General features: G+C 70.8%; 22 protein-coding genes and 1 pseudogene. 15 read left to right on the top strand and 8 right to left on the bottom strand.

All coding sequences use genetic code 11. The annotated features are described in order from the left end of the window. Nucleotides 1–114: 114 nt before the first annotated feature. Together ACFWPS_RS36695 and ACFWPS_RS36690 are read right to left on the bottom strand one after the other, a co-directional pair. Nucleotides 115–408 (bottom strand): MTH1187 family thiamine-binding protein, encoded by a 294-nt coding sequence (locus ACFWPS_RS36695; protein WP_383713468.1) that lies wholly within the window; start codon nt 406–408, stop codon nt 115–117. Next, nucleotides 405–749, bottom strand: a complete 345-nt coding sequence (locus ACFWPS_RS36690; protein ID WP_383713464.1) for a DUF3817 domain-containing protein — start codon at nt 747–749, stop codon at nt 405–407. Before ACFWPS_RS36690 ends, ACFWPS_RS36695 begins: the two co-directional genes overlap by 4 nt. 287 nt (nt 750–1,036) lie before the next feature. Here ACFWPS_RS36690 and ACFWPS_RS36685 point away from each other — a divergent pair, with 287 nt between their 5' ends. After that, nucleotides 1,037–1,669: an AIM24 family protein gene (locus ACFWPS_RS36685; RefSeq protein ID WP_383713580.1), complete on the top strand. Its 633-nt coding sequence runs from the start codon at nt 1,037–1,039 to the stop codon at nt 1,667–1,669. Nucleotide 1,670: 1 nt separating this feature from the next. Then, on the top strand, nt 1,671–2,321 hold the full coding sequence (locus ACFWPS_RS36680) for an AIM24 family protein (protein WP_383713461.1): 651 nt from the start codon (nt 1,671–1,673) through the stop codon (nt 2,319–2,321). A gap of 35 nt (nt 2,322–2,356) precedes the next feature. Here the strand turns inward: ACFWPS_RS36680 and ACFWPS_RS36675 are convergent. Continuing rightward, nucleotides 2,357–3,583: pseudogene (locus ACFWPS_RS36675) on the bottom strand (RNA-guided endonuclease InsQ/TnpB family protein). Nucleotides 3,584–3,597: 14 nt separating this feature from the next. On the opposite strand from ACFWPS_RS36675, the gene ACFWPS_RS36670 reads away from it, so the two are divergent. From ACFWPS_RS36670 to ACFWPS_RS36660, 3 genes are all read left to right on the top strand, one after another. Then, complete coding sequence (locus ACFWPS_RS36670; RefSeq protein WP_383713459.1) at nt 3,598–3,756, top strand: Arc family DNA-binding protein; 159 nt, start codon at nt 3,598–3,600, stop codon at nt 3,754–3,756. 84 nt (nt 3,757–3,840) lie between these two features. Next, the gene (locus ACFWPS_RS36665; RefSeq protein WP_383713456.1) at nt 3,841–4,638 is read left to right on the top strand and encodes an AIM24 family protein; all 798 of its coding nucleotides are present in this window, start codon (nt 3,841–3,843) and stop codon (nt 4,636–4,638) included. A gap of 92 nt (nt 4,639–4,730) precedes the next feature. Then, the gene (locus ACFWPS_RS36660; RefSeq protein WP_383713454.1) at nt 4,731–5,207 is read left to right on the top strand and encodes a MarR family winged helix-turn-helix transcriptional regulator; all 477 of its coding nucleotides are present in this window, start codon (nt 4,731–4,733) and stop codon (nt 5,205–5,207) included. 127 nt (nt 5,208–5,334) lie between these two features. Here ACFWPS_RS36660 and ACFWPS_RS36655 read toward each other — a convergent pair whose 3' ends face one another. From ACFWPS_RS36655 to ACFWPS_RS36645, 3 genes are all read right to left on the bottom strand, one after another. Beyond that, a complete protein-coding gene (locus ACFWPS_RS36655) occupies nt 5,335–6,579 on the bottom strand; it encodes an MFS transporter (protein WP_383713452.1) in 1,245 nt (414 codons plus the stop codon). 308 nt (nt 6,580–6,887) lie between these two features. Beyond that, a complete protein-coding gene (meaB, locus tag ACFWPS_RS36650) occupies nt 6,888–7,844 on the bottom strand; it encodes a methylmalonyl Co-A mutase-associated GTPase MeaB (protein ID WP_383713449.1) in 957 nt (318 codons plus the stop codon). A 49-nt stretch (nt 7,845–7,893) separates the two neighbouring features. Next, nucleotides 7,894–9,099: an acetyl-CoA C-acetyltransferase gene (locus tag ACFWPS_RS36645; RefSeq protein ID WP_383713447.1), complete on the bottom strand. Its 1,206-nt coding sequence runs from the start codon at nt 9,097–9,099 to the stop codon at nt 7,894–7,896. A gap of 149 nt (nt 9,100–9,248) precedes the next feature. Between ACFWPS_RS36645 and mce the strand changes: the two genes are divergently transcribed. From mce to ACFWPS_RS36605, 8 genes are all read left to right on the top strand, one after another. Continuing rightward, on the top strand, nt 9,249–9,689 hold the full coding sequence (mce, locus tag ACFWPS_RS36640; protein ID WP_089098737.1) for a methylmalonyl-CoA epimerase: 441 nt from the start codon (nt 9,249–9,251) through the stop codon (nt 9,687–9,689). A gap of 222 nt (nt 9,690–9,911) precedes the next feature. Continuing rightward, nucleotides 9,912–13,760 (top strand): polarized growth protein Scy, encoded by a 3,849-nt coding sequence (scy, locus tag ACFWPS_RS36635; RefSeq protein ID WP_383713444.1) that lies wholly within the window; start codon nt 9,912–9,914, stop codon nt 13,758–13,760. A gap of 195 nt (nt 13,761–13,955) precedes the next feature. Then, nucleotides 13,956–14,891, top strand: coding sequence for a cellulose-binding protein (locus ACFWPS_RS36630; protein WP_089098739.1), 936 nt, complete (start codon nt 13,956–13,958; stop codon nt 14,889–14,891). A 181-nt stretch (nt 14,892–15,072) separates the two neighbouring features. Then, nucleotides 15,073–15,849 (top strand): maleylpyruvate isomerase family mycothiol-dependent enzyme, encoded by a 777-nt coding sequence (locus tag ACFWPS_RS36625; protein ID WP_383713442.1) that lies wholly within the window; start codon nt 15,073–15,075, stop codon nt 15,847–15,849. A gap of 56 nt (nt 15,850–15,905) precedes the next feature. Further along, the gene (locus tag ACFWPS_RS36620) at nt 15,906–16,862 is read left to right on the top strand and encodes an ABC transporter ATP-binding protein (protein WP_383713439.1); all 957 of its coding nucleotides are present in this window, start codon (nt 15,906–15,908) and stop codon (nt 16,860–16,862) included. Between the two features lies 1 nt (nt 16,863). Further along, on the top strand, nt 16,864–17,640 hold the full coding sequence (locus ACFWPS_RS36615; protein WP_383713436.1) for an ABC transporter permease: 777 nt from the start codon (nt 16,864–16,866) through the stop codon (nt 17,638–17,640). A gap of 121 nt (nt 17,641–17,761) precedes the next feature. Further along, the gene (locus ACFWPS_RS36610) at nt 17,762–19,018 is read left to right on the top strand and encodes an ABC transporter ATP-binding protein (RefSeq protein WP_383713434.1); all 1,257 of its coding nucleotides are present in this window, start codon (nt 17,762–17,764) and stop codon (nt 19,016–19,018) included. Next, a complete protein-coding gene (locus ACFWPS_RS36605; RefSeq protein ID WP_383713431.1) occupies nt 19,015–19,899 on the top strand; it encodes an ABC transporter permease subunit in 885 nt (294 codons plus the stop codon). The genes ACFWPS_RS36610 and ACFWPS_RS36605 overlap by 4 nt, the downstream gene beginning before the upstream one ends. Nucleotides 19,900–19,920: 21 nt before the next feature. Here ACFWPS_RS36605 and ACFWPS_RS36600 read toward each other — a convergent pair whose 3' ends face one another. Continuing rightward, entirely contained in the window at nt 19,921–20,262 is a 342-nt protein-coding gene (locus ACFWPS_RS36600; protein ID WP_383713428.1) for an ATP/GTP-binding protein, read from the bottom strand. 223 nt (nt 20,263–20,485) lie between these two features. On the opposite strand from ACFWPS_RS36600, the gene ACFWPS_RS36595 reads away from it, so the two are divergent. Then, complete coding sequence (locus tag ACFWPS_RS36595; RefSeq protein WP_383713425.1) at nt 20,486–21,514, top strand: LLM class flavin-dependent oxidoreductase; 1,029 nt, start codon at nt 20,486–20,488, stop codon at nt 21,512–21,514. Between the two features lie 103 nt (nt 21,515–21,617). Here ACFWPS_RS36595 and ACFWPS_RS36590 read toward each other — a convergent pair whose 3' ends face one another. Continuing rightward, a complete protein-coding gene (locus tag ACFWPS_RS36590; RefSeq protein ID WP_089098747.1) occupies nt 21,618–22,010 on the bottom strand; it encodes an SCO5389 family protein in 393 nt (130 codons plus the stop codon). Between the two features lie 304 nt (nt 22,011–22,314). On the opposite strand from ACFWPS_RS36590, the gene nucS reads away from it, so the two are divergent. Continuing rightward, a complete protein-coding gene (nucS, locus tag ACFWPS_RS36585; protein WP_383713423.1) occupies nt 22,315–22,986 on the top strand; it encodes an endonuclease NucS in 672 nt (223 codons plus the stop codon). Nucleotides 22,987–23,051: the final 65 nt, after the last annotated feature.

Below are 23,051 nucleotides of genomic sequence, written 5' to 3'. Positions count from 1 at the left end.
TTGAGCGATCGCTCAATCGCAGGGCAGAAGAAAACCCCGGTCCTGGAGGACCGGGGTTCCGCCGACAGCCGGCTGCCGATTGCCGGCTGCCGATTGCCCGCCGCCGGCTGCCGGCTATTCGGCGAGGTACCGCTCGACCGTCGCCACCTTGCTGGTGAGCCCGTCGCTGACGCCGGGCCGGATGTCCGCCTTGAGGACCAGGGAGACGCGCGGGGCACGCTCCTCGACGGCGGCGACGGCACGCCTGACGACGTCCATGACCTCGTCCCACTCGCCCTCGATCGAGGTGAACATGGCGTCGGTGCGGTTGGGCAGCCCCGACTCGCGGACCACCCGGACCGCGTCGGCGACGTACTCGCCCACCTCGTCGCCGACGCCGAGCGGCGTGACGGAGAAAGCGACGATCATGCCTTCACCACCCCTTCCTGGCGGGCACGGGCCGCGATGACCGCGTCCTCGGACGCCCGGCGCAGCTTGCGCTCGGCGAAGAAGCCGCCGGTCGGCAGGACGGAGAGGACGAAGTAGAGGGCGGCCGTCCCCAGGGGCCACTTGGCGCGGTTCCAGGCGTCGGCCCAGAAGATCACGTACAGGATGAACAGGACACCGTGGATCGCGCCCATCACGGGCACCGCGTTGAAGTCCGTGGTCCGCTTCAGCACCGAGCAGAGGAGGAGGATCAGGAAGGAGACGGCCTCCGGGGCGGAGACCAGGCGGAGGCGTCGGATGGCGGTGGCGGTCTTGATGTCCACGAGTCACCTTCGGTGGGAGAGACGTCCACTCTTTGTGAACGCGAGCACAAACGTTCAGCCATTGTGGCAAAGGAGCCTCCCGGCCCCCGCGCGGGGGTGGGAGGCCGGGCCGGCCGACGAGGAGGACGGCGCGCCGCCGGGGTCCACGGTCGACCTGGCGGCGGGAACGGCCGAGATACGCCTCCCCGGTGAGCGGCGGCCCCGCCCCTAGGGGACCGATCCGGGGTGATGTCCACCCACGGGACCTGTCGCCACCGTCTGCCTGCGGCTACCTTCGCAGCGTGGCGATGTTCCGACTCCAGGGCAGCAAGGTGCTCGCCGTCGAGATGACCGGGGACGCCGTGAAGGCGAAGAACGGCTCGATGGTCGCGTACGACGGGCAGATGGCGTTCAAGAAGCTGAGCGGCGGCGGCGAGGGGCTGCGCGGGATGGTGACCCGGCGGCTCACCGGCGAGCAGATGACGGTGATGGAGGTGAAGGGGCACGGGACGTGCTGGTTCGCGGACCGGGCGTCCGAGATCAACCTGGTCGGCCTCCAGGGCGACAAGCTGTACGTCGAGTCGAGCAACCTGCTCGCGACCGACGCCGGCCTGCGCACCGGCACGACGTTCACGGGCCTGCGCGGCGCCTCCCAGGGCAACGGCCTGTTCACCACCACGGTCGAGGGCCACGGCCAGGCGGCGATCACGTCGGACGGCCCCGCGGTGGTGCTGAGAGTCAGCCCGCAGTACCCGCTGACCGTCGACCCGGGCGCCTACATCGCCCACCAGGGCAACCTCCGCCAGTCCTTCCAGTCGGGGGTGACCTTCCGCACGCTGTTCGGGGAGGGCGGCGGGGAGGCCTTCCAGATCCGGTTCGAGGGGGACGGCCTGGTGTACGTGCAGCCGAGCGAGCGGAACACGATCGCGGGGGACCTCTGACATGGCCCTGCGCGAGGTGAACTCGAAGATGGTCGAGGCGACCGTCGTCCCCGGGCAGCGGCTCTACAGTCAGCGCGGGGCGATGCTCGCCTACAAGGGCGAGGTGTCCTTCACGCCCAACATCCAGGGCGGCCAGGGCGGGCTGATGTCGATGCTCGGCCGCCGGGTCGCCGGGGAGGCGACCCCCCTCATGACCGTCGAGGGCAGCGGCACGGTCTTCTTCGGGCACGGCGGCCACCACGTCCAGGTCATCACCCTCACCGGCGACACCCTCTGCGTCGAGGCGGACCGGCTGCTCGCCTTCGAGGGGGCGCTGCAGCAGGGCACCATGTTCATGGGCTCCCAGGGCGGTGTGATGGGCATGGTGCGCGGCCAGGTCACCGGCCAGGGCCTGTTCACCACCACCCTCAAGGGCCACGGCGCGGTCGCCGTGATGGCCCACGGCGGGGTCTTCGAGATCCCGGTCACTCCACAGCGCCCGGTCCATGTCGACCCGCAGGCCTACGTCGCCCACCACGGAGACGTGCGCAACAAACTGTCGTCCGCGCTCGGCTGGCGGGACATGGTGGGCCGCGGCTCCGGCGAGGCGTTCCAGCTGGAGCTCAGCGGCAACGGCACGGTGTACGTGCAGGCGTCGGAGGAGAAGCTTTGACATCCTCCCCTCCCTGGTGGAAGGAGATTCCTGGCTCAGGCTGCCTCCGGGAGCAGCGCTCCCGGAGGTCTTACGCCCTCGACACCAGCCGGGTTGAGACCAGCCCGGACCAGCATCACGCGGGCGGAGTTCTTGTCCCGGGGAGACACGACTCCGCACGTGATGCAGGTGTAGGTACGTTCCGAAAGAGGAAGTGCGTGCTTGGTTCTCGCTCCGCACGACGCGCAGTCCATGGTGGTGTGCGCGGGGTGCACAAGACGGATGTCCCGCCCGTGCTTACGGCCCATCTCGATCAGGGCCGCTTTCGTGGCGCCGATCGCGGCGTCCGCCGCCTTGCGCGCCATAGTGGTCTTCGCGAGGAACTTCGGCCGGAAGTCCTCGACCGCGACTGCATCGTGGTCGCGCACGACGCGCTTGGCCCACTTGCGGGTAGTGTCCTGCCGCTGCCGGGCAGCCTTCGCGCAGGTCTTCGCCCGCCACTTCTTCGCCTCGCGGTGCCCCTTCGAGGTGGCCTGCCCCTTCTTCGGCTTGCGCCGGGCCACCATCCGGTCGTACCGGGCCAGCTTGGCGCTGGCCTTCTTCCCGTGCTGGGCGTGCGGAAGGTCGTGGGCGCCGGATGTGGTCGTGGCGGTCTCCTTCACGCCCCAGTCCACGCCGAGGACGGCACCGGTGGCGGGAAGCGGCTGTGTCTGGGCCGGGACGACGAACGACGCGTACCAGTGGCCCACCGCGTCGCGGTACACACGCACGCTCGACGCAGCGGCGGGCAACTCGCGGGACCACACCACGCTCAGCACGATGCCGCCCGCGAGGTGCAGACGGCCGTCCTTCAGCCGGAAGCCCCGGGTGGTGTAGTTCAGAGTCGGCTGCGCTTCCCGTTTCTTCTTCACGCGGGGCATGCCGGCGCGCTGCCGCATCGGCAGTCGCCTCTCGGTGTCCTTCAGTGCCTTGGACCGGGACTTGGCGAAGTCTCGGATGATCTGCTGCTGCGGGACGCTCGCACCCTGACGGAGCCACGGCAGTTTCGCGCGGGCCTCGGTCAGCATCTTGTCGAGCTGCGCCGGGCCGCAGGCCAGCTTGTCATCCGGGTTGGCCTTGTTGTGGACGTGCACGGCGCGGGACTTGGCCACGCACTAATTCCAGATCCACCGGCAGCGGTCCCACTCGGCAAGCACGGCGGTGCGGGCGGCCGACGACACACGCAGCCGGTAGGTGTACCGGGCATGTCCGGCGCCCTTCGCATGCCACTTTGGTGCCGCCATGGCATCATTCGAGCATGGAATCTGAGAAGCGGATCTCTCTCCGCCTGCCCGCCGACCTGCATGAACGCCTCGTCGAGAGGGCCCGGGCCGATCGGCGGTCCCTCAACTCCGAGATCCTCCACCTGCTTGAGGCCGCCATCGGCCCGACGGATGGCGACGCCGAATCGCCCTGACGGCGATTCACCTTTCGCTGCCCTGCTCCGCAGGGGTCCGATTCCTCCCTGGCCTGAAGGCCGGGGCATCCTCGGAGGTATCCGGTGAGCGCATACGGAGCGGCCGGACCGGTCGCGTACGACCCCATGACCCTCCCCGTCGACGACAACGTGAACAAGTACACCTTCTGCGTGGAGCTCAAGAGCAGCCAGTGGTTCCTGCAGAAGGGGAAGATGATCGCCTACTACGGCTCGATCGACTTCAACGGCATCGGACACGGCCGCCTCGACCGCCTGGTCCGCACTTCCTTCCATTCACCACTGCACGCGAGCGACTGGGTGGTGGCGGAGGGCTCGGGCCGGATGCTCCTCGCCGACCGGGCGTTCGATGTGAACTCGTACGACCTCGACGACGGCAACCTGACCATTCGCTCCGGCAACCTGCTCGCTTTTCAGCCAAGTCTCGCGCTGAAGCAATCAATCGTTCCCGGTTTTCTGACCCTTATCGGAACCGGAAAGTTTGTGGCCGCATCTAACGGTCCGGTGGTGTTCATGGAACCCCCCATCCGGGTGGACCCGCAGGCACTGGTGGGGTGGGCCGACTGCCCCTCCCCCTGCCACCATTACGACCATGGGTACATGACCGGCGTCATGGGCGGTCTACGTGCACTGACAGGCCTCGGCGGGGCCTCCGGAGAGGAGCATCAGTTCGAGTTCGTAGGGGCCGGCACGGTCCTGCTCCAGTCCACCGAGACCCTGATGGCCGAGCAGGCCGCGGGAGCGGTTCCGCACGAGCCCGGAGTGCCCGGCGGAGGCGCCCCCTCCACAGGACATCCACAGCAACCGGGCACACCGCGCCTTCCCGGACAGCTGGGGGACCTCCAGCGTCGCTTCGGGCTGTGAGCGGTAGTCTGCGGAGTGTGACATCGAACGCGTGCGCACAGTCACACCACCCTCACTAGTTCGCCTTTCAACATTTTAGGTAGACTTCATTCATGGAGACCGAGACGGCCACGCGCTGGCTGACCGATGCGGAGCAGTGCGCCTGGCGCACCCACCTGGAGGTCAACAGGCTGTTGACGTACCAGCTCGAAAAGGATCTGCAACCGTTCGGCCTGACAATGAACGACTACGAGATCCTGGTGAACCTGTCCGAGTCGGAGGACCACCGGATGCGGATGAGCGACCTCGCCTCCGCCACCCTCCAGTCCAAGAGCCGGCTGTCCCACCAGATCACCCGTATGGAGAACGCGAACCTGGTCCGCCGCGAGAACTGCGAGTCCGACCGCCGCGGACTGTATGCCGTCCTCACCGAGCACGGCATGGAGACGATGAAGAAGATGGCGCCACATCATGTCGCCTCCGTGCGACGGCATTTCATCGACCTGCTGTCGCCGGAGACACTCATAGAGCTGGACAAGGGCCTGAAGCCGATCGCGGAACACCTGCGGGGGCAGCGCGGGCGCCCGTGACAACAGGCAGCACCTGATGGCGGCGGACGGGGGTTCAGGTCCCGTCCGCCGCTTGCTGCATGTCGGGCGGGACCGACGCTTACCGGCGCTTGCAGGGTGCCCCGTCAGGGGCGCGGGGCTGTGTTCGCTATGCGGCTCCGCCGCGTGGGCGCGACCGGTCCCCACCGGCCCGCGGCCCGGGGACAGCCCGCACGCCTACGGCGGACACCACCGCGGCACCTCCCGCCAGCGCAAAGCAGACCGCCACCGGCAGCCACCCGACCAACCACCCTGCCGCGACAGAACCTCCCGAGCTTCCCGCGTTCACGGCCGCGTTCACCCACGCCCCCGCCCGCGTCCGCTCCCCCTCCGCCGCCGTCTCGTCGGCCAGCAGATACGCCGTCGTGAGCGTGGGCGCCACAAACACCCCCGCGGCCGCCATGGCCCCCGCCAGCACCCACATCCCCGACGCCAGCCCGGCCACCGCCAGAGTCGCCCCCAGCCCCACCGCCAGCCACACCAGCCGCTCCCCCGCAGGCCTGCGCCACTCCACCACCCCGTTCAGCAGACCGCCCACCGCGCTGCCCGCCGACAGCGCGCCCAGCACCCAGGGGACGGCCTCCGCGCCGTACGACCGCTGCTCGGCGAAGGCCATCACCAGCAGGTCCACCGCGCTCAGCGCGAGCCCCAGACCGACGGCCGCGACAACCGGCGCCGCCGGGAAGCGTCCGGGTGTGCGGCCGGCCTCCCGCTTCGGCGGCGCCACCTCCCGCACCGCCGGCGACACCACGAACGCACACGTGCCGGCCGACATCAGCACCGCGCTCAGCAGCAGCCCCGTCGGCGGCGGCCCGAACCGCAGCAGCAGGCCCACCAGCGCCGGGCCCGAGACGTACAGGAGTTCCTCGGCGACCCCGTCCAGGCTGTACGCCCGCCGCAGCAGTGCCGGGTCGTCGGCCAGTCGGCCCCACACCGCCCGCATAGTGGGACCCAGCGGCGGCGCCACGCACCCGGAGAGCGCGGCGGCCAGGGCGAGCGCCGTCGGCGGTGCGCCCGGGTGCCAGGTCAGGGCCGCCAGCAGGCAGAGCACGGCGCTGTACGCGGCTGCCATGGGAGGCAGGGCGCGCCGAGGGCCGTAACGGTCCACCAGGGTCGCCCGGACCGGCATCAGCACGACCGCCGAGCCGCCGAACAGAGCCATCACCAGCCCCGTCACGACGTAGGAGCCGGTCGCCCGGGTCACGGACAGCAGCACGGCAAGCGAGACCGTGCCGTAGGAAAGCCGGGCCGCGAGGGCGGCGAGGAAGGTTCGGCGCGCGTGCGGGAGACGCAGGACGGCGGCGTAGGAGGGTTGCCGGGCCGGAGAAGGGCGCGACGAGGTCAGCGCGGACATGCGTGAATTCCTCTGCGGGAGGCGGAAGGGGACACCTGAGTGCGCCCCGGCACGCGACGTGCACGTGCCGGTGGCGGCGCCGGGTGCGCTCTTACGCCAAGGAGAGGAACATGCCGCTCAAGCTAGCAGCACGGACGGGAGTTCGGGTCTCGGCCGCCGTTTGCTGTCTGTGGCACGGCTGCCCGTGGCCTTATGAGACACGGCAGGGCAGCGCGCCCCAAAGGGGCGCGGGAAACTGCGCGACCGGCCCCCCACCGGCCCGCGCCCGGACGACAGCGCGTGCTCCCGCGACGTCGGCCCGACCGGCGTCAGCCTTCCGTCAGGCCCGCCACCAGTTCGTCCGCCGCGCGGTACGGGTCCAGTTCGCCGGCCACGATGCGGTCGGCGAGGGCGTCGATGTGGCGGTCGCCGTGGAGGTCGCCGATGCGTGCGCGCAGGGCCGTCACCGCGATGATCTCGACCTCGCGGGCGGCGCGGGCCACGCGGCGTTCCGTCAGGACGCCTCGCTCCTCCATCCAGGCGCGGTGCTTCTCCAGGGCCTCCACCAGCTCGTCGATGCCCTCCGAGCGCGCGGCGACCGTCTTGACGATCGGGGGACGCCAGTCGCCCGGGCCCCGGGACTCGCCGAGGCCCAGCATGTGGTTGAGTTCGCGGGCCGTGGCGTCCGCCCCGTCGCGGTCGGCCTTGTTGACGACGTACACGTCGCCGATCTCCAGGATTCCCGCCTTGGCCGCCTGGATGCCGTCACCCATCCCCGGGGCCAGCAGGACCACGCTCGTGTCCGCCTGGGAGGCGATCTCCACCTCCGACTGGCCCACCCCCACCGTCTCCACCAGGATCACGTCGCAGCCCGCCGCGTCCAGGACGCGGATGGCCTGGGGGGCGGCCCAGGCGAGGCCGCCGAGGTGGCCGCGGGTGGCCATCGAGCGGATGTAGACGCCGGGGTCGGAGGCGTGGTCGGACATCCGGACGCGGTCACCCAGGAGGGCTCCGCCGGAGAAGGGGGAGGACGGGTCGACGGCCAGCACGCCGACCCGTTTGCCCTGTTTGCGATAGGCGGTCACGAGCGCGGAGGTGGAGGTGGACTTGCCGACGCCCGGGGAGCCGGTCAGGCCCACCACGTAGGCGTTGCCGGTCAGCGGTGCGAGCACCGCCATGACCTCCCTGAGCTGCGGGGACGCCCCCTCCACCAGGGAGATCAGGCGGGCCACCGCACGCGGTCGGCCCTCCCTGGCCTGGGCCACCAGTGAGGAGACGTCCTGCATCACAGCTCCGTTCGCTTCCGTTCGCTTCCGTTCACGCAGAGAAACTTACTCAGGCCTTCGGCACCCGCACGATCAGCGCGTCGCCCTGGCCGCCGCCACCGCAGAGCGCGGCCGCGCCGACCCCGCCGCCCCGGCGCTTGAGCTCCAGGGCCAGGTGCAGGACGAGCCGGGCGCCGGACATGCCGATGGGGTGGCCCAGGGCGATGGCACCGCCGTTGACGTTCACCGTTTCGGTGGACACGCCGAGGTCCTTCATTGACTGCACGGCGACCGCGGCGAAGGCCTCGTTGATCTCGATGAGGTCGAGGTCGGAGACCTCCAGGCCGTCCTTCTTCAGGGCGTGCAGGATGGCGTTGGACGGCTGGGACTGCAGGGAGTTGTCCGGGCCGGCCACGTTTCCGTGCGCGCCGATCTCGGCGAGCCACGTGAGGCCCAGCTCCTCCGCCTTGGCCTTGCTCATCACGACCACGGCCGCCGCACCGTCCGAGATCTGCGAGGAGGTACCGGCCGTGATCGTGCCGTCGCGGGTGAACGCCGGCCGCAGTTTGCCCAGCGACTCCGCCGTGGTGTCGCCGCGGATGCCCTCGTCCTTGCTGAAGACGACCGGCTCGCCCTTGCGCTGCGGGATCTCGACCGGGGTGATCTCGGCCTCGAAGATCCCGTTCTTCTGCGCGGCCGCGGCCCGCTGGTGGGACAGGGCGGCGATCTCGTCCTGCTCGGGGCGCTGGATGCCGAGGCGGGTGTTGTGCTTCTCGGTCGACTCGCCCATCGGGATGTTCTCCCAGGCGTCGGTCAGGCCGTCGTACGCCATCGCGTCGAGCATCTCGATCGCGCCGTACTTGAAGCCCTCGCGGGACTTCGGGAGCAGGTGCGGGGCGTTGGTCATGGACTCCTGGCCGCCCGCGACCACGATGTCGAACTCGCCGGCGCGGATCAGCTGGTCGGCGAGGGCGATGGCGTCGAGGCCGGAGAGGCACACCTTGTTGACGGTGAGCGCCGGGACGCTCATCGGGATGCCGGCCTTCACGGCGGCCTGGCGGGCCGGGATCTGCCCGGCGCCGGCCTGGAGCACCTGCCCCATGATCACGTACTGCACCTGGTCGCCCCCGATCCCCGCACGGTCGAGGGCGGCCTTGATCGCGAAGCCGCCGAGGTCGGCTCCGGAGAAGGACTTCAGCGAGCCCAGCAGTCGTCCCATGGGCGTACGCGCGCCCGCGACGATCACCGAGGTGGTTCCAGAGGTTCCAGAGGTCATGAGCTGCGAATCCCCTTACCGGCTGCACTGCCGAGGAGTGAACGAGGGTTTACTTCGAATGTATTGCGTGGCACTCCGTGCCGTCATCGGGCCGTCAGTGTGATCGCTGGCACGTTGCGTAACCATCGCCGTGGCGCTGCACTGAATCCATGCTGACGCGAATCGACCACATCGGGATCGCCTGCCACGACCTCGACGCGACCGTCGAGTTCTACCGGGCCACGTACGGCTTCGAGGTGTTCCACACCGAGGTCAACGAGGAACAGGGCGTGCGCGAGGCCATGCTCAAGATCAACGAGACGTCCGACGGCGGCGCCTCCTACCTGCAGCTCCTCGAACCGACCCGGGAGGACTCGGCGGTCGGCAAGTGGCTGGCGAAGAACGGCGAGGGCGTCCACCACATCGCCTTCGGTACGGCGGATGTGGACGGGGACGCGGCCGACATCCGCGCCAAGGGCGTACGCGTTCTGTACGAGGAGCCACGGATCGGCTCCATGGGGTCGCGGATCACCTTCCTGCACCCGAAGGATTGCCACGGCGTACTGACAGAACTGGTCACTTCGGCGGCTGTTGAGTCACCTGAGCACTGACCCTCGTACATATGGGCCGGTAGGGTTGGGGGCGGTCGTCCCTTCGCAGGTTCGCAGGGCCGGGGCGGCCGCATGCCGGGGTCCGGGTTTCGGGGGACGAGCGTCGGGGCAGCAGCCCGTGCTCCGCCGTTGATCTGACACCATTCCCCGGGGGCCCCGTTCGGCGGATGAACGGAGCTCGTTCGGAAAAGGTTGCGACCAGGGGACGGATGGGACCGCGCAGTGCGGGGCTACGAGAGCCAGGAGCGAGAGCCGGCGGCTGACGTCGACCACCTCACTCGTTTCGAAGCCGAGATGAAACGGCTGAAGACCGAGCGGGAAAAGGCGATCCAGCATGCCGAGGACCTCGGCTACCAGGTCGAGGTGCTGCGCGCCAAGTTGCACGAGGCGCGCCGCACCATCATGTCCCGGCCCGCGTACGACGGCGGTGACATCGGGTATCACACCGAGCAGCTGCTGCGTAACGCCCAGATGCAGGCCGACCAGATCCGCCAGGAGGCGGAGCGGGTGGCCGCGGAGGCCCGGGCGCAGACCCAGCGGATCCTCCAGGAGCACGCCGAGCAGGCCTCGCGGCTCCAGGCCGAGCTGCACCAGGAGGCGGTGACCCGCCGCCAGCAGCTGGACCAGGAGCTGGCCGAGCGCCGGCAGACCGTCGAGTCGCACGTCAACGAGAACGTGTCGTGGGCCGAGCAGCTGCGGGCACGCAGCGAGTCGCAGGCCCGGCGGCTGCTCGACGAGTCGCGGGCCGAGGCCGAGCAGGCCATGACCGCCGCCCGTACCGAGGCCCAGCGGCTGACCGACGAGGCCCGGCAGCGGCTGGCCGGCGACACCGAGGCGGCCCGCGGGGAGGCCGAGCAGATCCTGCTGCGCGCCCGCCGCGACGCCGAGCGGCTGCTGAACGCCGCCTCCACGCAGGCCCAGGAGGCCACCGACCACGCCGAGCAGCTGCGCAACTCCACCGCGACGGAGTCGGACACGGCCCGTCGGCAGGCGGGCGAGCTGAGCCGGGCCGCCGAGCAGCGCATCGCGGAGGCCGAGGAGGCGCTGCGCAAGGCGCAGTCCGAGGCGGAGAAGCTGGTCACCGAGGCCGAGGCCAACGCGGCGAAGGCCCTCTCCAGCGCCGAGGCCACCAACCAGCAGCGCACCCAGACGGCCAAGGAGCAGGTCGCCCGGCTGGTCAGCGAGGCCACCAAGGAGGCGGAGGCCACCAAGGCGAGCGCCGAGCAGGTCGTCGCGGACGCCAGGGCCGAGGCCGAGAAGATCACCGCGGAGGCTTCCGAGAAGGCCCGCAGTCTCACCGCCGAGGAGAGCGCCTCCCAGCTGGCGAAGGCCGCCAAGACCGCCGAGGACGTCCTGAACAGGGCGTCCGAGGAGGCCAAGAACACCACCAAGGCCGCCGCCGAGGAGGCCGAGCGGATCCGCACCGAGGCGGAGACCGAGGCGGACCGGCTGCGCGCCGAGGCGCACGACATCGCCGAGCAGCTCAAGGGCACGGCGAAGGACGACACCAAGGAGTACCGCGCCAAGACGGTCGAGCTGCAGGAGGAGGCCCGCCGGCTGCGCGGCGAGGCCGAGCAGCTGCGCGCCGACTCGGTCGCCGAGGGCGAGTCGATCCGCGCCGAGGCCCGGCGCGAGACCGTGCAGCAGATCGAGGAGGCGGCCAGGTCCGCCGAGGAACTGCTCGCCAAGGCCAAGGCCGACGCCGACGAACTGCGGCAGACGGCCACCACGGACAGCGAGAAGGTCCGCACCGAGGCCATCGAGCGCGCGACCGCGCTGCGCCGGCAGGCCGAGGAGACCCTGGAGCGCACCCGGCAGGAGGCCGACCGGCACCGCGAGGAGGTCCTGGAGCAGTCCGAGGGGCTCAAGGCGGATGCCGAGCGGGCCGCGGCCGAGCTGCGTGCGGAGACCGAGCGGGGCGTCGAGTCCCGGCGCGCGGAGGCCGCCGACGAGCTGACCAGGCTGCACACCGAGGCCGAGGACCGGCTGGCAAACGCCGAGCAGTCGCTGACCGAGGCGCGCGAGGAGGCCGGCCGGATCCGCCGGGAGGCCGCCGAGGAGACGGACCGGCTGCGCGGCGAGGCCGCCGAGCGGATCCGTACGCTCCAGCAGCAGGCCGAGACCGAGGCCGAGCGGCTGCGCGACGAGGCCGCCGCCGACGCGTCGGCATCGCGCGCGGAGGGCGAGAACATCGCCGTACGACTGCGGTCCGAGGCCGCCGCCGAGGCGGAGCGGCTCAAGCAGGAGGCCCAGGACACCGCCGACCGGGTGCGTGCCGAGGCGCAGGCTGCCGCCGAGCGGCTGTCCACCGAGGCGTCCGAGACGCTGGCCGCCGCCCAGGAGGAGGCCGCCCGCCGCCGCCGGGAGGCCGAGGAACTCCTCGGTTCGGCGCGCGAGGAGGCCGGCCAGGAGCGGGAGCGGGCCCGCGAGCAGAGCGAGGACCTGCTGGCCCAGGCGCGCAACCGCGTCGAGGAGGCGCAGGCCGAGGCCGTACGGCTGGTCGAGGAGGCGGACCGGCGGGCCACCGAGATGGTGTCGGCAGCCGAACTCCACGCCCAGCAGGTGCGGGACTCGGTCTCCGGGCTGCACGAGCAGGCGCAGGAGGAGATCACCGGGCTGCGCTCGGCCGCCGAGCACGTGGCGGACCGTACCCGGCGGGAGGCCGAGGAGGAGTCCGACCGGGTCCGCGCCGACGCCTACGCCGAGCGGGAGCGGGCCAGCGAGGACGCGACCCGGATCCGGCGCGAGGCGGCCGAGGCGTCCGAGGCGGCGAAGGCGCTCGCCGAGCGGACCGTCGCCGACGCGATGACCGAGTCGGAGCGGCTGCGGTCCGAGGCGGCGGCCCATGCCCAGCGGGTGCGCACCGAGGTCTCCGACGCCGTCGCCCAGGCCGACCAGGACGCCACGCGCACGCGTGCCGAGGCGCGCGAGGACGCCAACCGGATGCGTTCGGACGCGGCGACCCAGGCCGACACCCTCATCACCGAGGCGCGCAGCGAGGCCGAACTACTCCAGAACGAGACCATCGCCGAGGCCGACCGGGTCCGCGCCGACGCCATCGCCAAGGCGGAGAAGCTGATCGCGGACGCCACCGGCGACGCGGAGCGGCTGCGCGCCGAGGCCGCCGAGACGGTCGGCTCCGCCCAGCTGCACGCCGACCGGACCCGCGCCGACGCCGCTCGGCTCAAGGCCGACGCGGAGGCGGAGGCCGAGCGCATGGTCAACGCCGCGCGCGAGGAGTCCGACCGCACCCTCGACGAGGCCCGCAAGGACGCCAACAAGCGGCGCCAGGACGTGGCCGAGCAGGTCGACACGCTCATCAACGAGACGACCGCGGAGGCCGACAAGCTGCTCACCGAGGCACAGCAGCAGGCGATGAAGACCACCGCGGACGCCGAGTCGCAGGCCGACACCATGGTGGGCGCGGCCCGCAACGAGGCCGACCGGCTGGTCTCCGAGGCCACGGTCGAGGGCAACTCGATGGTGGAGAAGGCCCGTACGGACGCGGACGAGCTGCTCGTCGGCGCCCGCCGGGACGCCACCGCCATAAGGGAGCGCGCTGAGGAGCTGCGCGAGCGCATCACCACCGAGATCGAGGGGCTGCACGACCGGGCCCGCCGCGAGGCCGCCGAGACCATGAGGTCCACCGGCGACCGCTGCGACGCGCTCATCAAGGCCGCCGAGGAGCAGCTCGCCAAGGCCCAGGCCAAGGCCAAGGACCTGGTCTCGGAGGCCAACTCCGAGGCGGGCAAGGTCCGCATCGCCGCCGTCAAGAAGGCGGAGGGGCTGCTCAAGGAGGCCGAGCAGAAGAAGGCCACGCTGGTCCGGGAGGCCGAGGAGCTCAAGGCCGAGGCGATCCGCGAGGCCCGCCGCACGGTCGAGGAAGGAAAGCGCGAACTGGAGATCCTGGAGCGCCGGCGGGAGAACATCAACGGCGAGATCTCCCGTGTCCAGGACGTCCTGGAGGCGTTGGAATCCTTCGAGACCCCGTCGTCCGCCAAGGACGGCGGCGTCAAGGCGGGCAGCACGGTGGGGGCACCCCGATCGGGTGGCAAGTCGTCAGAAGGCTAGAGAAGAAAGTCCGGTCTGTAGTGTTCTGGGGCTTTTGTGCGAACCTTTGGCAGAGGCTTTGGCAAGCGATCTCACAGCCGGCCACCCAAAAGTGGTGTCATTCTCCAGATCAAACACGCATCCGCTCGATGACACACCGCATCGGCCCCTAGGATTCCACCTATCACCTCACCGGTCTCACTCGACAGGAAACCCATGAGCGACACTTCCCCCTACGGCTTCGAGCTTGTGCGGCGTGGGTACGACCGCGCGCAGGTGGACGAACGGATCTCCAAGCTCGTCTCCGACCGTGACAGCGCTCTCGCCCGCATCACCGCTCTGGAAAAGCGCATCGAGGAGCTCCACCTCGAGACGCAGAACGCCCAGGCTCAGGTCACCGACGCAGAGCCGTCGTACGCCGGCCTCGGCGCGCGTGTCGAGAAGATCCTCCGCCTCGCCGAGGAGGAGGCGAAGGACCTGCGCGAGGAGGCCCGTCGCGCCGCCGAGCAGCACCGCGAGCTCGCCGAGTCGGCGGCCCAGCAGGTACGCAACGACGCAGAATCGTTCGCTGCGGAGCGCAAGGCCAAGGCCGAGGACGAGGGCGTCCGGATCGTCGAGAAGGCCAAGAGCGACGCCTCGCAGCTGCGCTCCGAGGCCCAGAAGGACGCGCAGTCCAAGCGCGAGGAGGCGGACGCCCTCTTCGAGGAGACCCGTGCGAAGGCCGCGCAGGCCGCCGCCGACTTCGAGACGAACCTCGCGAAGCGCCGCGAGCAGTCCGAGCGTGACCTGGCGTCCCGCCAGCAGAAGGCCGAGAAGCGCCTCGCGGAGATCGAGCACCGCGCGGAGCAGCTGCGCCTGGAGGCCGAGAAGCTGCGCACCGACGCCGAGCGCCGTGCCCGCCAGACCGTCGAGACGGCTCAGCGCCAGGCCGAGGACATCGTCGCGGACGCGAACGCCAAGGCCGACCGGATCCGTTCGGAATCCGAGCGCGAGCTCGCCGCGCTGACGAACCGCCGCGACAGCATCAACGCCCAGCTGACCAACGTCCGCGAGATGCTGGCCACGCTGACCGGTGCCGCGGTGGCCGCCGCCAGCTCCCCGGCGGAGGACGAGCCGATCTCCCGTGGGGTCCCGGCTCAGCAGTCCCGGTAACTCACCGCGCCAGGGCGACTCCCGTCGTCGTACGAACGAAGGCCCGCATGTCCCTTTGGAGGTGCGGGCCTTCGTCGTGCGGGTGGGTGGGGTGCGGTTGCTTGTGCACCGTCGGGTTCGGCGGCGCGTCGGCCGGGAAAATCGCTGTCCGGCCACCGGAGCCGGGTGATAGAGATCCGGGGTGGAAACGACTCTGGACTTCTCCGACCTGCTGCGCCTGATAGACGAACGGTCGGCCGCCTTCGGCGCCGCGGTCGCCGCCGCGCCCGGCCTCGACGTGCGGGTGCCCACCTGCCCCGAGTGGACGCTGTTCGATCTGGTGCGGCACCTGGGCGAGGGGCGTCGCAAGTGGGCCGTCATCGTCGCCGCGGGGCCTGCCGACGCTCCCCCGGCCAAGTCCGCATGGGACACCCCGGCGGCGCCTCGGGAGCGCGAGGCCCTGCTGGACTGGTGGACCGCGTCGGCGCGGCAGCTGCTGGACGCGCTGCGGGAGTCCGGCCCGGATCGCGGCTGCTGGACGTGGTGGCCTGCGTCGCAGTCGCCGCAGACCGTCGGTGCCGGCGCCCGGCACCAGCTCCAGGAGATCGCGCTGCACACCTACGACGCCCAGCTCGCCGCGGGCGCCCCGCAGCCGCTGCCGGACGAGGTGGCACTCGACGGTGTCGACGAGTTCCTGCACACCTGCTGCGCGACCACGTCCCCTTGGCCGCACCCGCCCGCCACCGTCGACTACCACGCCACCGAGGGCCGCTCCTGGCGCGTCTCCCTCTCCGCCGACGGCGCACGGACCGCACGGCTCACGACCCCGGACCCGACGCCCGCGGCCGACGCCTCCCTCCGGGGCACGGCCGGCGAGCTGGTCCTCGCCCTGTACGACCGGGTCCCGGTGGACTCCCTGAAACTCGACGGGGACCGACGGTTGTTCGACCAGCTGCTGGCCTGGGAGCCGGAAGAGTAGGAGGCGCCGGCCGCCCTCAGGTGGCAGCCCCCGTGAGCCGGTCTTAGCGTGGCCGCATGATCGAGCTGGCGGGCCTGACCAAACGCTACGGAGACAAGACGGCGGTCGACGACCTCACGTTCACCGTCAGACCCGGCATCGTGACCGGGTTCCTCGGGCCCAACGGTGCCGGGAAGTCCACCACCATGCGGATGATCCTCGGGCTCGACCACCCCACGGTCGGCCGGGTGCGGATCGACGGCAAGCGGTACGAGCAGCTCAAGGACCCGCTGACGTACATCGGGGCGCTGCTCGACGCCAAGGCCGTGCACGGCGGGCGCAGTGCCTTCAACCATCTGCTGTGCCTCGCGCAGAGCAACGGGATCCCGCAGGCACGGGTGGCCGAGGTCCTTGACACCGTCGGGCTGACGGCGGTGGCGCGGAAGAAGGCCAAGGGGTTCTCGCTCGGGATGGGGCAGCGGCTCGGGATCGCGGGGGCGCTGCTCGGCGACCCGCGGATCCTGATGTTCGACGAGCCGGTGAACGGGCTCGACCCCGAGGGCATCCACTGGATCCGGAACCTGATGAAGTCGCTGGCCGCCCAAGGTCGGACCGTGTTCGTCTCCTCGCACCTCATGAGCGAGATGGCACTGACCGCCGACCACCTGGTCGTCATCGGGCAGGGGCGGCTGCTCGCCGACACCTCGATGGCGGACTTCATCCGGACGAACTCACGGTCGTACGTCCGGGTCCGCTCCCCGCAGCGCGAGCGGCTGCTCGACGTGCTGCACGGGGCCGGGATCACCGTCGTCGAGACGGGGACCGGAGCCCTGGAGGTGGAGGGCGGGAAGGCCGAGCCGATCGGGGAGCTGGCCGCGCAGAACGGGGTCGTGCTGCACGAGCTGAGCATCCAGCAGGCCTCGCTGGAGGAGGCGTTCATGCAACTGACGGCGGAGTCCGTGGAGTACCACGCGCACGCCGACTCGCCCCCGGTGCCACAGGCCTGGGGCTCCGGCTGGGACAAGGGGGCATGACATGGCCGTCGTCACGCAGGTCGTACGGTCCGAGTGGACCAAGATCCGGTCCGTCGCCTCGACGGTGTGGACGCTGTCGCTGGCCGTGGTGGTGACCGTGGCCCTCGGGATGCTGCTCTCGGCGCTGGCGAACAGCCAGTTCTCCAACATGCCCGCGCGCGAACGGCTCTCCTTCGACCCGACGAACATCAGCTTCGCCGGGATGACCCTCGGTCAGCTGGCGATGATCGTGTTCGGGGTGCTCGTCGTCTCCAACGAGTACAGCACCGGGATGATCAGGGTCTCGCTGGCCGCCGTGCCGCAGCGGGCCACCTTCCTGTTCAGCAAGATCGCGGTGGCGGCCGGCCTGGTACTGGTCGTCGGCATGGTGACCAGCTTCGCCGCCTTCTTCCTCGGGCAGGCCATGCTCGGCTCCCACCGGGCCCGGCTCGGTGACCCCGGGGTGCTGCGCGCGGTCGTCGGCGGCGGGCTCTACATGACGCTCATCGCGGTGTTCTCCATGGGCGTGGCCGCGATGCTGCGCTCGCCGATGCTGTCGCTGGGCATCCTGATGCCGTTCTTCTTCCTGATCTCCAACATCCTCGGCAACGTGGACGCGACCAAGAAGATCGGCCGGTTCCTGCCGGACCAGGCGGGCAGCCACATCATGCAGGTGGTCCCGAGGGTCGGCGACGACGTCCCGTACGGTCCCTGGGGCGGGCTCGGGATCATGGGGCTGTGGGTGATCGCCGCACTGGCCGGCGGGTACGTCCTGCTGAAGCGGCGCGACGCCCAGTGAGCGGACCTGTCGCCGGAAGTCTTTGCATGCTCTTGGGCGGAACCGTCAGCTCCCCGATATCCTCCTAACCCTTACGGGGGGCGTCTGCCCCATGTCCTGATCCTTTCGATGGGTGCAGAGCATGATCGAGGCTGTAGGCCTGACCAAGCGCTACGGCGACAAGACCGCCGTTTACAACCTTTCCTTCCAGGTACGTCCCGGAGCCGTCACCGGCTTCCTCGGGCCGAACGGCTCGGGCAAGTCGACGACCATGCGGATGATCCTGGGTCTGGACAACCCGACCGCCGGTTCGGTGACGATCGGCGGCTTCCCGTACCGCAAGCTCCCGAACGCCGCCCGCCAGGTCGGCGCGCTGCTCGACGCCAAGGCGGTGCACGGCGGCCGGTCAGCCCGCAACCACCTGCTCTCGCTGGCCCAGCTGTCCGCCATCCCGGCCCGCCGGGTCGACGAGGTGCTCGGGGTGGTGGGCCTCCAGGACGTGGCCGGAAAGCGCTCCAAGGGCTTCTCGCTGGGCATGGGCCAGCGCCTCGGGATCGCCGCGGCGCTCCTCGGCGACCCTCAGGTGCTGCTCTTCGACGAGCCGGTCAACGGCCTCGACCCCGAGGGCATCCTCTGGGTGCGCAACCTGATGAAGTCCCTGGCCGCCGAGGGCCGGACGGTCTTCGTCTCCTCCCATCTGATGAGCGAGATGGCGCTGACCGCCGACCATCTCATCGTCATCGGGCGGGGCCAGCTGCTCGCCGACATGAGCGTGACCGACTTCATTTCGGCCAACTCCGCAGACTTCGCGCGGGTCCGCACCCCGGACACCGAGCCGCAGCTGCGCGAGAAGCTCAGCTCGGCGCTGACCGAGGCCGGCGGCCATGTCCTGCCGGAGCAGGACGGGGCGCTCAGAGTGACCGGGCTGCCGCTGCCCCGGATCAGCGACCTCGCGCACGAGGCGGACGTACGGCTGTGGGAGCTGTCCCCGCACCAGGCCTCCCTCGAGGAGGCGTACATGCGGATGACGCAGGGCGCCGTCGACTACCGCTCCAGCATCGACCAGAGGGCCGGCCTCCAGCAGCCCCTGCCGCCCGGCGCCCAGCCGCCGATGCCGGTGCCCGGGCAGGGCCAGCCGGGCTGGTACGCCCCACCGCCGCCCCAGCAGGGCGGCCAGCCGTTCGCGGGGGCGTACGGCGCGCCCGGCGCGCCCGCAGCCGGATACGGCGCCCCGCAGGGCCCGTACGGGGCTCCCCAGGCGGCTCCGAACCCCTACGCCCAGCCGACGTCCGCGCCCGCTCCGGCAGCCGCACCGGCCCAGCCGGCCCCCGCCGCCGCGCCCACCGCCCCCGCCGCTCCTGCCCCCGCCGACCTGACCAAGCCCGAGGACGCCCGATGAGCACCCACCAGCCTCCGCTGCCGCAGGCGGCCCCGGCCGCGCCCGACCGGCAGGCGGCGCCCGGCGGTTCGTACCCCGGTTACATCTCGCCGATCCCGGTGGTGCGCACCAACCTCGGGCACGCGATCACCTCCGAGTGGACGAAGATCAGGTCGGTGCGTTCGACGATCTGGACGCTCGGCGTCTTCGTTCTCCTTGTGATCGGCATCGGCCTCCTTGCCGGCGCCGTGGTCAGCAACTCCACCTCCTCGTCCGACGACCTGTCCGGCAGCAACGCGCTCTCGCTCGGCTTCTTCGGGCTGCTGCTCGGCAGCATGTGCATCATCACGCTCGGCGTGCTGACGACCGCCTCGGAGTACGGCACGGGCATGATCCGTACGACGATGGTCGCCTGCCCCTCCCGCGCGCGCGTGCTCGCGGCGAAGGCGATCGTCTTCTTCGCGGTCGCGTTCGTGATCACCCTCGCGGCCAGCGCGTTCGTGGCCATGACACAGGTGTCGATGCTGAGCGACGTCGCCCGGACGCCGACCGGCGGGGAATGGCTGAAGGGAACCGTCGGCGTCAGCCTCTACATCGCGCTGCTCGGACTGCTCTCGCTGATCATCGGTTCGATCATCCGGCACTCGGCGGGCGCCATCACCGTCATGATCGGCGCGGTGCTCGCCCCGCTGGTGATCGCGCTGTTCATGTTCTCGTCGTCGCTGGAGAAGGTGCGCAACGCCCTGTTCGAGTACTCGATCCCGAACCAGCTGAGCGTCTTCTACTCCAACTCCCTCAGCGATTCCGGCCCTTCGGGCTGGGACCCGCTGTGGATCATCCTGGGCGTGACGGCCGTCGCGTTCGCGGGTGCCTACGCGCTGCTGGAGAAGCGGGACGTGTAGGCCGTACGGCTCGTACGGCTCTCAGAACTTCGGCGCGTTCCTGGGCCGCTGCACCCGCGTGGTGCGGCGGTCCTTCGCGTTCCAGCAGGCCTTGTGCCAGTGCCGGCGCTCGTCCACGCCCGAGTGCTCCGGCCAGGCCACCACGTGCGGGACGCCGGAGGCGATCACCTGGTCGCAGCCCGGGCATCGGTACGTCTTGCCGACCGCGCTGGCGCCTGCCACGTGCCGGACGCTCCACTCCTCGCCCTGCCAGTTCTCGGTGGACTGCCAGCCGCCGTAGCGGTCCGCGCGGTCGTCCTCGGCGCTCCGGCCGGACGAGGCCGATCCGTTCGGGCCCTGGGGTCGGTTGCGACGCGGGGACACGGGACACCTCTCGGGGCTATACAGGAAGCATGGGCTGTGTCCAGCCTACGACGCGCGCACGGGGGTACGCGTAGGGCACCAACCCGCACAAGTCCCCCTCCAGGGCGACCCATTCTCCAGACAATCCGCAAATCTCTCCGCCAGGCCGTGTCCTCGGCACGTGTCAGACGGTTATGCCCGGTGGGGGAGCTCCGGGTCGGAGCCAGGAAAGCAGGAAGAAACGATGCGCGTAGGTAGTTTTGTGCTGGCCGCCCAGTTCCCGGGCCAGGGTCAGGGGGAAGCCCTGCACCGGGCGGTGCGCACTGCGGAGGTGGCCGAGGAGGCCGGTCTGGACGCGGTCTGGCTGGCCGAGCACCACTTCGTGCCGTACGGCACGTGTCCGTCGGCGGTCACCCTGGCCGCTTTGCTGCTGGGCCGCACCCGGCGGCTGAGGGTCGGTACGGCGGTGAGCGTACTGCCCACCGTCCACCCGGTCGCCCTCGGCGAGCAGGCCGCGCTGCTGCATGTGACGAGCGGCGGCCGCTTCACGCTCGGCGTGGGGCGGGGCGGGCCCTGGGTGGATCTGGAGGTCTTCGGCTCCGGCCTGGAGGCGTACGAACAGGGCTTCCCCGAATCACTCGATCTGCTGATGCGCTGGCTGCGCGAACCGGCGGTGTCGGCCTCCGGCCCCCGCTTCTCGTTCCGTGAGGTCCCCGTCGTACCGCGCCCGTCGGAGGCGCTGACGGAGGCGCCGGGGCCGGAGGTGGTGGTCGCCTGCACCTCCGCGGCGAGCATCCGGCTGGCCGCCGAGCAGGGGCTGCCGATGCTCCTCGGGATGCACGTCGGCGACGAGGAGAAGGCCGAGATGGTCGCGTTGTGGCGGCAGCACGCGCGGGCGGCCGGCCGGCCGGGCGACGAGATCGCCGGGGCGGCCCACGTCTCGGCCGGCGTCTGCCAGATCGCGGACAGCCGCACCGACGCCGCGGAGACCCTGACGAAGGCGATGCCGGGCTGGCTGAAGCAGGGCCTGGAGGCCCATATGACGGTGGACGGCCGGTTCCGTTCGATGCGGGACCCGCTCGCGTACACCGAACTGCTCTGCGGACTCCACCCGGTGGGTACCCCGCGGCTGTGCGTCGACCGGCTCGCGGCGACCTCCGAGCGGACCGGAATCTCCCGTTTCGCCCTGCTGACGGAGGGCTCGGGGGATCTGGCGGCCACGGAGGAGAACGTACGACGACTGGGTGCCGAGGTACTGCCGCACCTCCGGTGACCTCACCGCCGCGGGGAGCTTGCCGCCCCAGTGACTGATGCACCTCCCGCGTGTGGAGCGGCAAGCAAGCGGCTCACTGCGTCAGCAGTACCGGAGCACGGCGTCAGCAGTCCCGGAGTTCCGGGGACTGGTTCAACAGCTGATTGCGCACCGAGGTGAAGCGGGCCAGCGTCTCGTCGACCGAGGCGTCCAGCGGGAACACCGCCACACGGTGGCAGTTCTGGAAGGCCAGCCGCACACCGAAGTGCCGCTGCAGGGCGCCGCGTATGGCGTCACTCGCGAGCGCACGCAGCAGCTGACCGCGTGCCTGCTCGTCCGGCGGGGGCGTCTGGTTGTCGGCGAAGTCTCCGCCGTCCACCTTCAGCTGGGCCACCAGGGAGCTGATCATCTCCCACGCGTAGGGCAGGGAGGTCCGGACGCAGTCGACGAAATCCGCTTCGTCGACCTCGCCTCGCTCGGCCTGTTCGAGTAGGGCCGGTGAGACGTCGAGCGACATGGGTACTCCTCTCGCACCCCCGAACAACAGGGGTTGGCGGACAGGTAAGGGAGTTCGCGATACCGAACACGCTGAGTACACAACTCGCGACCTCCCGTTTACTACGGTAGGCAACGGGCGGTGACCCCACCAGGAGATTGCGTATATGCGACGGTCCCTTTAGGCACACAATCGGCCAGGTTTGAACAGGCGTGCGCAGGCGACTCTTCAGGACCGGTCGCGGGGCCGGTCGAAGACCGGTCGGAGGCGGGAGACGAGCGGGCGAATCGCGTGGAGGGCGGCGCGTCGAGTAGCGTTGCCGACCATGCGTCTCGTCATCGCCCGGTGCTCCGTCGACTATGCCGGCCGGCTCACCGCCCACCTTCCCTCCGCTCCCCGTCTGATCCTGGTCAAGGCGGACGGCAGTGTCTCGATCCACGCGGACGACCGGGCCTACAAGCCCCTCAACTGGATGTCGCCGCCGTGCACCCTCAAAGAGGGATCGGGTGACGAGGACGGCGTCTGGACCGTCATCAACAAGGCGGGCGAGAAGCTCATCATCACGATGGAGGAGGTCCTGCACGACTCCTCGCACGAGCTGGGCGTCGACCCGGGCCTGATCAAGGACGGCGTGGAGGCGCACCTCCAGGAGCTGCTGGCCGACCGCATCGAGACCCTCGGCGACGGCTACACCCTCATCCGCCGCGAGTACATGACGGCGATCGGCCCCGTCGACATCCTGTGCCGCGACGCGGAGGGACAGACCGTGGCCATCGAGATCAAACGCCGTGGCGAGATCGACGGCGTCGAACAGCTCACCCGCTACCTGGAACTCCTCAACCGCGACCCCCACCTCGCCCCCGTCCGGGGCATCTTCGCGGCCCAGGAGATCAAGCCCCAGGCCAAGGTCCTCGCCACCGACCGCGGCATCGGCTGCACGATCCTGGACTACAACGCCCTACGCGGCATCGAGGACGACAAGCTGCGGCTGTTCTGACCGCCGGGTGGCCGGTTGACACCAGGTACGGCTGAGGGCCGGTCTCCATGTGGGAGACCGGCCCT

The sequence above is a fragment of the Streptomyces sp. NPDC058457 genome, assembly GCF_042720695.1.
Classification (GTDB): domain Bacteria; phylum Actinomycetota; class Actinomycetes; order Streptomycetales; family Streptomycetaceae; genus Streptomyces.
The sequence above is the reverse complement of the archived record's forward strand: the minus strand, read 5'-3'. Positions and strand labels throughout refer to the sequence as shown.